Origin of the sequence: Microcoleus sp. S1D4 (assembly GCF_036700765.1) — a bacterium.
Classification (GTDB): Bacteria; Cyanobacteriota; Cyanobacteriia; order Cyanobacteriales; family Microcoleaceae; genus Microcoleus.
In genome coordinates this window covers 23,808-32,307 of the sequence record NZ_JAUBPP010000039.1, presented here as the reverse complement: position 1 = coordinate 32,307, position 8,500 = coordinate 23,808, and the positions used below count along the sequence as shown (strand labels likewise).

General features: G+C 44.8%; 5 protein-coding genes and 2 pseudogenes. 4 read left to right on the top strand and 3 right to left on the bottom strand.

Going from position 1 to position 8,500, the window contains the following annotated elements:
• Nucleotides 1-380: 380 nt before the first annotated feature.
• Together QT998_RS26095 and QT998_RS27605 are read left to right on the top strand one after the other, a co-directional pair.
• Nucleotides 381-1,685, top strand: a complete 1,305-nt coding sequence (locus tag QT998_RS26095) for a WD40 repeat domain-containing protein (protein ID WP_333118646.1) — start codon at nt 381-383, stop codon at nt 1,683-1,685.
• A gap of 360 nt (nt 1,686-2,045) precedes the next feature.
• Nucleotides 2,046-3,168: pseudogene (locus tag QT998_RS27605) on the top strand (transposase).
• Nucleotides 3,169-3,365: 197 nt separating this feature from the next.
• Here the strand turns inward: QT998_RS27605 and QT998_RS26085 are convergent.
• A pseudogene (locus QT998_RS26085) lies at nt 3,366-4,064 on the bottom strand (ISL3 family transposase).
• A 186-nt stretch (nt 4,065-4,250) separates the two neighbouring features.
• Nucleotides 4,251-4,520, bottom strand: a complete 270-nt coding sequence (locus QT998_RS26080) for a transposase family protein (RefSeq protein WP_333118651.1) — start codon at nt 4,518-4,520, stop codon at nt 4,251-4,253.
• A 119-nt stretch (nt 4,521-4,639) separates the two neighbouring features.
• Between QT998_RS26080 and QT998_RS26075 the strand changes: the two genes are divergently transcribed.
• Entirely contained in the window at nt 4,640-4,870 is a 231-nt protein-coding gene (locus QT998_RS26075; RefSeq protein ID WP_333089258.1) for a hypothetical protein, read from the top strand.
• 90 nt (nt 4,871-4,960) lie between these two features.
• On the top strand, nt 4,961-5,515 hold the full coding sequence (locus QT998_RS26070) for a Uma2 family endonuclease (RefSeq protein ID WP_333118653.1): 555 nt from the start codon (nt 4,961-4,963) through the stop codon (nt 5,513-5,515).
• Between the two features lie 397 nt (nt 5,516-5,912).
• Here the strand turns inward: QT998_RS26070 and recG are convergent, their stop codons facing one another.
• Complete coding sequence (recG, locus tag QT998_RS26065; protein ID WP_333118655.1) at nt 5,913-8,399, bottom strand: ATP-dependent DNA helicase RecG; 2,487 nt, start codon at nt 8,397-8,399, stop codon at nt 5,913-5,915.
• Nucleotides 8,400-8,500: the final 101 nt, after the last annotated feature.

Below are 8,500 nucleotides of genomic sequence, written 5' to 3'. Positions count from 1 at the left end.
CCTTGAATCTGATCGAAAGCGAATATCCGGCGGGAGAGCCAATAATTTTATGAGGGTTTTTCGATGATTTTTGGTAATTCTACCAAGGGCTTATACCCCCAATATCCCGTGCAACTACCAACAAAATTATGGTGAGCATAAGCCAGAGTGGATGTCTAATTCCTCGGTTTTTTGGATGGTCTGGAACTAATTTAATCGCTTCTAATAAATTCATTAATTCTTTGTCCTATAGTGATAGTTTTACCCGATGGTAATATCTGATTGCCTCTTCTATGATACATTATTGCGTTGACAATTAATCCACCCTGCCGAAGAGATTTGCGAAAGGGGGGAAGGTTGACCGTTATTGTGCTTGGTTGACGGATTTCGGTTTTATTGAGATGAAACTGGAATTTTTGGGGGTTCAAGCGTTAATTGATGATTATGATTTGGCGAGGGTTTCTGATGTTTTGTTGTCGGAGGGGCAAAGTCAAACTCTGAGATTGATTCAAGGGGCAATTCGTAAGTCTGCGCACGTTTTGGATGGGGATAAAACGCAGTTGGCTGGGCAATTGTTGGGGAAGTTGCTGGATTTTGAGGTGCCTGAGATTCAGGGGATGTTGGAACAGGCAAAGCAGTGGAAAGATAGTGTTTGGTTGCGGCCTTTGAAGGCTAATTTAGAGCAACCTGGAGAAGGATGTCTGCGAACTCTCACCGGTCATACTGGCAAGGTAGATGCAGTTGCAATCGCACCCGACGGTAAAACAGCGATTTTCGCTTCATGGAATGAACTAAAAATCTGGGACACCAAGACAGGCACCCAACTGCGAACCCTCACCGGTCATACTGGCGGGGTAAATGCAGTGGTGATCGCACCAGACGGTAAAACAGCGATTTCCGCTTCATGGAATGAACTGAAAATCTGGGACACCGAGACAGGTACCGAACTTAGAACCCTCACCGGTCATACTAGCCAGATAATAGCAATCGCGATCGCACCAGACGGTAAAACAGCGATTTTCGCTTCACGGAATGAACTGAAAATCTGGGACACCGAGACAGGTCGGGAACTGAAAACTCTCACGGGTCATACTGGCTATGTAAATGCAGTGGCGATCGCACCCGACGGCAAAACCGCGATTTCCGCTTCATGGGATAAAACCCTGAAACTCTGGAACACCAAGACAGGTCGGGAACTGAAAACTCTCACGGGTCATAGTAGCGGGGTAACAGCAGTGGCGATCGCACCCGACGGCAAAACCGCGATTTCCGCTTCATGGGATAAAACCCTGAAACTCTGGAACACCAAGACAGGTCGGGAACTGAAAACTCTCACCGGTCATACTGGCTATGTAACGGCAGTAGCGATCGCACCAGACGGCCTAACAGCGATTTCGGCTGCATGGGATAAAACCTTGAAAATCTGGGATACAGACAGCGGCTGGGAACTGAAAAAGCTCACGGGTCATACTAGCGAGGTAAGAGCAGTATTGATCGCACCCGACGGCCAGAGAGCGATTTCCGCTTCAGACGATAAAACCCTGAAAATCTGGGATTTGCTTAATGGCAAAGAAATTGCTAGTTTCAGCGGAGATGCTGAGTTTAATTGCTGTGCAATTTTGCCTGATGGAGTGACAGTTGTAGCGGGGGATTCGTTGGGCAGGGTGCATTTCCTGCGATTGGAGGGAGTTAGCGGCGGGCGATAATCCAAGAAACCGGGTTTTTGCCCGAATCTGTGGGTTGTAGGGAAGTATTTCGGAAAAAACCCGGTTTCTGAACCCCCGCGATCGCATTTTTTGTTGATGGGCGATCGCATTTGATTTGTTAGTCCGTTAGTTAGTCCGCGCAGTCGGGGCTAATTGGTTCGTCGCCGAGTCCGCCAGGGGTTGAAACCCCTGTCTCATAGCGAAAGTCCTCTGAAAGAAGACTGAAGAGTTAGTTGATGTGTATCGGTTTCCTGCGAATCTTTAGTCGGTTTCAACTGAGATCTTGCACCATTCTCAATTAGCCCTGGCATTTTGTGCCAAAATATGAAAAACAGGACGTATAAACAATGTGATAAGTTAATGTCAACCCTTCTTAATTATGCTCAAGCATTAGTCTATAACTTCATGGATTTAATGCCAAGCAAATATCAACGAAAAAGTCTGCGAGCCTTGCTAGGTCTATTTCTGGAAGCAACAGGACAAAGTTTACCCGACTCACTCTCAAATAGTAAGTGCCAGCGCTATTAGTCGCTTCCTCAATCATTACCAATGGTCAGTGCGGGCAGTAATTCGAGTTGTGCGAACCAAAATTATCAGGCAAGTCAAAGCCGAAAGACGGGTTGGGAGGCGACCAATTTTGACGGTAATTTTGGATATGACCACCCTCGAAAAAATTGGTAAGTTCTCAGGGTTAGGGAAACTAATTAGAGTTTATAATGGTAAATGAGGATTGCACCTGTTAGTCCTCTACATACTTGTGGGAAGAAGTCGAGTACCTTGGGGGTTCCGAGTCTATCGGGGCAAGGGAGAGTTGGCGCCAATAAAACTCGGTCAAAGATTGCTAAAAACTCTGCCAAAAACCTTAACAGCACATTATGAAATTCGAGTATTAGGTGATAGCGCATTTGGCAGTATAGAAATGCTCAACTAGGTAAAAAAACAACCACGTACAAGTGGTATTTTTGGGATTAGGAGCGATCGGAGGTTGGCAGATGCGCGGCAGGTAAACCAAGGACTGCAAAGAGGTCAGTAAGTAGTGCTGCAAGGATTAAACTTTCCAGTCACCCTGTCTTGGTATTGGCTCAAACGGGATGATGGCAGTCTCGAAAAATGCTTTGTAATTTCGACAAAACCTTTATCTGCTGTCTACATTACTCGACTCGGTAGAAGACGTTGGCAGATTGAAGGATTCTTTAAAACAGTGAAAAATTGGTTTGGTTTGCATCGGTTTGGACAAAGCACTTTATTGGGAGTTTATCGCTGGCTAGTATTATCTTTTATTGTCTACTTTCTCGCCTTCTGGGCATATCTAGCATCGGGAAAAACTACCTTGCCATATTGGGGAGAGGCGGCGCTACTGGCGAGAGAAACTTTGTTGGCCTCTCTAGTAGTTTTGGGGCTGTTAATTAATATCGCTCGCACCCAGAGTTTAGCTCGTCAGCAGGGTTTTGACATCACTGTTAGTGGTTGGCAGTATGGCTAATTGAGAATGGTGCAAGATCTCAGTTTCAACCGACTTTAGCTATGAGACGGGGGTTTCAACCCCCGGCGGACTGTGCCACAAAGCAGACAAATTTTCGGTCGGTTTCAGGGCGATCGGGTTTTTTGTGGATGGGCGATCGCACTTTTGGATTGATGGGCGATCGCACGGCTCTCCTGAACTTATGGTTATAAGTTTATCTAATCAGAAAAGCAAGCTAATACGCGATTCCTAAAATTATTAAAATTAGAAAAACCATACCCTTGCCGCATTATCAACTTAATCCGATTGTTGATTCCTTCCATGACTCCACTTGTTATGCGATGAAGAAAGTAGTTGCAAATACCCTCAAAATGATTCTCAATTGTTGATGCAGCTTCTCTCAAAAAGACTTGTGCATGATTTAGCCATTCTTTGATTTTCTTCTGCCCTTTTTGTACCGTCAAATTAGTCTCATATATTTCTCTAAATTTTTCTTTCATCTCATACGCAATTCGCAAACATTCGGATTTTTCTAGTGTCATTTATGATTTATCAATCTGGTCTTGATTCAATTTTAGTCGACTACATAATAATAAATATTTACTTTACCTATCTGTTATTTCGGCTGCTCTACGTAACTTATTTAAGTCTTTATTAACTACTTTCATCACATGAAAACGATCAATAATAACTTTGGCATTTGGGAATACTTTTTTGATAACCTTAGGGAATCCTCCCCACATATCAAAACTGACTTCCTCAACTTTTTCACGAACCTCAATTGCTTGTTGCATCAGGACTTCAATGATTTCTTCACAGCGATCAGAATCAATCATCTCAATTAAATTACCTTCGCCCAGGTCACTCACAACAGTCACAAAATTTCCTTGACATTTTCGCATACTTATCTTATCCAGACCAATTCGTTTAACCCGTTGCCAATTCGTTTTTTTTTAGGGTGTTTACCTGCTCAAATATTCCTTTTATTTCGTCATAACTCAGTCCTTCTTATCTACCAATTTGCTCCAGGCTCGATTGTTTAACACGCTCATAAATATTTTGTTCGTATCGTTGAGTATGCCGTCTTTTAACGTCCAAAAAATCTAATTTTTCTGTTGGATACCGTTGAGTAAGTTAGGACAGTAAAACTGCCGTCGTGGGATTTTTAGATATACAGGACGACCAAAAACCGACAAATCTCTTACTAAAATTGGTCGATTTTGATGCAGTTTTTTGGTAGGATTGTTACAATGATGACAAACAATTCCTTCTGATAAAATGCTCAGTCCCAAGAAAATTTTTCCCTCAACTTGAGTACAAGTTTCAACCCTGACTCTAGGCAAGGCTAATAGATAATCTAGATGGAAGCTCATAACGGTAAATGTATTAGTAGGTACATTTTACACCACAAACTCAGGAGAGCCGATCGCACTTTTGGATTGATGGGCGATCGGGCTATAATACAGAAAACTTGACAACAAATATAACTGTCATGAGAGAGTTAATCCAACAAGAATTAGAAAAGTTCGATCGAGAACAACTCCAACAAGTAGTTGAATTTATTAGCTTCCTGAAATTCCGTGCCAGATTAGTGAGTATTCCTGCGATCGATGAAACTAACTTAGCTGAACTCTACAGCGAATTTGCCGAAGAAGACCGACAGCTTGCGGAACTCGGAATCAGCCAATATTCAGAACTCCTCAAACATGAGGATTTGGCATGACAATCAGAGGTGAAATCTGGATTGCCAACCTCTTTGAGATAAATGTGCGATCGCCTGTAAAATAACACTAAAAACATAGGAGTAATCGCCGTGAGCGTCACAACTGTAAAATGGACGGTTGCAGACTACCACCGCATCATTGAAGCCGGCATTCTGGAAGGGCGAAAAGTTGAACTAATAGGTGGAGAAATCATCGAAATAGCTCCCGAAGGAGAATCTCATGCTTACTGTAGCGATGAGGCTGGAGAGTACCTAATGTACTTGCTGGGCGATCGGGCTAAAGTGCGGCAAGGTAAGCCGATTACCTTGCCACTTAACAACTCCGAACCCGAACCAGATATCGCTGTAATTCAACGTTTGGGACAAAATTATCGAGAACATCATCCCTATCCAGAAAACATCTTTTGGGTGATAGAATACTCCAATTCTACCCTAACTAAAGACTTGGGAATTAAAAGCAAAATTTACGCAGCAGCCGGGATTGCCGAGTATTGGGTTGTCAATTTGCGAACTATGGAATTAATCGTGTTTCGAGATCCTACCGATGAAGGCTATCAATTCAGAGAAACTCTGACTCACGGTAATATTAACCCCCTGGCTTTTCCCGATGTTTCAATTGCGATCGAGCGTTTATTAGGTAATTAGGTAAATGAGTCTGATTAAACCGAAGCATTTGGCTCGATTGCAAAAACGTAAGGATTCAGGTCATGCCAAAAGTAGTAAAACCTATAGGGCATAAGCATTTGATCGAATTATCGTAAAATCTTTATTCTTATTAAGAAACCATGAAAGCTTTTATTTTCGTATTTATTGAGAATCAAGCTATTGATTTAGCGAATTTTTGAATTTTACAAGTCCCTCTGTGACTACGTTTCAGATACCTGAATCCTTACGAAACCGCCAGAAAGTCAAACGATGTCCACTCCAAGCCGACGAAGAGAGTATTCGGAAATGTGAAAATCATCGCCTAAAATCTTCAACCCGCGCAGGCGCGTGAGTGTCTGTGTAGACGTGGTTTCAACCGCCGGGTTTTTTGGGTTTCTTAAGTCAAAATCGAGCCGCTCATCATCCGCTGATATCTCCTCTCCAACTCATCCCGCACCACAGGCCACTGATTCAAACTTTCATCATTCTCAATCACCATTTGTGCGGCAGCCCTCGCCAACTCCAAAACCTCCTGATCTTCCACCAAACTCGCCAAAGCAAAATCCGGCAAACCCGACTGCCGAGTTCCCAAAACCTGACCCGGCCCCCGCAATCTCATATCCATTTCCGCAATAAAAAAACCATCCTGAGATTGTTCTAAAACCTTCATTCTCTGCATAGCTTCCGCCGTCTTAGAACCCGGCATTAACAAACAATAAGAACGGTTGCTGCCCCGGCCGACACGACCCCGCAATTGGTGCAATTGCGACAGTCCAAAACGCTCCGAATTTTCAATCAGCATTACCGTAGCATTCGGCACATCTACTCCCACCTCCACCACAGTTGTAGATACTAAAATATCAGTTTCTTTGTCTCGAAACTTCGTAATTGCCTCATCTTTGTCCGCACTGCTCATCCTGCCGTGGAGCAAACCCACCTTAAACTCAGGAAATACACTGCTTTGAAGTTTTTCTTTTTCTTCAATTGCCGATCGCACATCCAACTTTTCCGACTCTTCCACCAGTGGCAGCACCACATAAACTTGACGGCCGCTCGCCACTTCCCGGCGAATCAAATCGTAAGCCTGGATGCGTTCTTTTGCCGACAGAACCGTCGTTTGAATTGCCTGCCTACCGGGGGGAAGTTCATCAATTTGACTCACATCTAAATCGCCGTGCAGCGTCAGCGCCAGCGTCCGGGGAATGGGAGTTGCCGTCATCGTCAAAACGTGCGGAGATTCGCCTTTTTGCTGCAATTTAGCCCGCTGCTGCACCCCAAATCTGTGCTGTTCGTCAATTACCGCCAAACCTAATTTGTGGAAATTTACTGTATCTTGAATCAGCGCGTGAGTTCCCACTAAAACAGGCAATTCTCCCGTTTCTAACTGGCTGTGAATTTCTCGGCGCTTGGCTACTTTTGTCGAACCAGTTAACAGTTCCACAGACAAGTGCATCAAATTAAACCAACCTACCAATTTACGGTAATGCTGTTCTGCTAAAACTTCTGTCGGTGCCATTAAAGCGGCTTGATAACCCGATTGAATTGCTGCTAGCATTGCGACTACGGCGACTACGGTTTTGCCCGCGCCGACATCGCCTTGTACTAATCGGTTCATCGGTTGCGACGAAGCCAAATCGTTGAGGATGTCATTAATTACTCTTTCCTGGGCATTTGTCAAGGCAAAAGGCAAGATTTCATAGAAATGTTCGATCAATTTGCCGCTAGGAAGGATGACTGCACTAGCTTGAGCTTTTCTTTGGGTTTGGCGGCGCTTCAAAAGTCCTAATTGCAGGTAGAAAAATTCGTCAAAAACTAGGCGTCGGCGGGCGGCGGACAAGCAATCGCGATCGAGCGGAAAGTGAATATTTGCCACCGCATCGGCTAAACCCATTAAACCGTAACGATCGCGCAAATCATCCGGTAGCGATTCCGGCAACAGTTTCGCCGCCGGCATCGCAGCCAAAATCGATCGCCTCACCGAACCCGCGTCTACCCCTTCCGTCAGCGGATAAACAGGTATCAGGCGGCCGACTTTCATAGATTCGATCGCACCGCCGGAGTCGTCTAATACTTCCAACTCAGGATTATCTAAAGTAATGCCATATTTACCCTGCTTCACCAACCCCGAAGCAGCCAACACCGCACCAGTACAATACTCGCGCTTTTTGAATTCTTGCCAGCCGCGATTGCTGTAGCGAGGCCCGGCAAAAAAGCGACTAATTTTTATTTCTCCCGTGCGGTCTTTTAAAATTACTTCTAATATCGTTAATTTCTTATTCTTCGGGCTAGAAAAGCAATTGCACCGCTTTACTTCGGCGATTAAAGTCACAGTTTCCCCTGCTACCAACTCGCGAATTTGTACTTGCTTTGCATAGTCGATGTGGTTGCGGGGATAGTAGTAAAGCAAGTCGTATACAGTGTTTAAACCGAGTTTTAACAAGCGGTTGCCGTTGGCGGGGCCGATGCCGGTGACGCGGGTTAAGGGTTGGTCGAGGGTCAAGCTGGGCGGTGGCGGTGCCGCACTCAGCGGTGCTGTTCGGGGAACGGAAACGGCTGGGGCGACCGACTCGGCGGCGTTTGCGGGTCTGACTTGTGTGGTTTGTTCTTCCCAAACTTGCTCCATTTGTCTGAGGAAACTCACTGTAATGGCGATCGAATGCTGGCGCTGTTCGAGATCCTTCTGCGGGTAGATGTCAAATTCCACAGCTAGTTGTCTGGCACGATCGCGCGCAGAAGCCGCCACAACACCGGCTAACTGTCTCAAACTCAAGCCGAGAAACTCGCTGAAGCGGTATTGGGTGCCCTGGATGTCGTTAAATCCGCGATCGGCTTCTACTGAAAGAGCTTTTTGCAATCGCTGCCATTCTGGTTGGTTGTTAGTCATCAGTCATTAGTTATTAGTCATTAGTCATCAGTCATCAGTCATTAGTTGTTAGTCATTAGTTGTTAGTCATTAGTCATTAGTCATTAATCATAGCTCAAGAA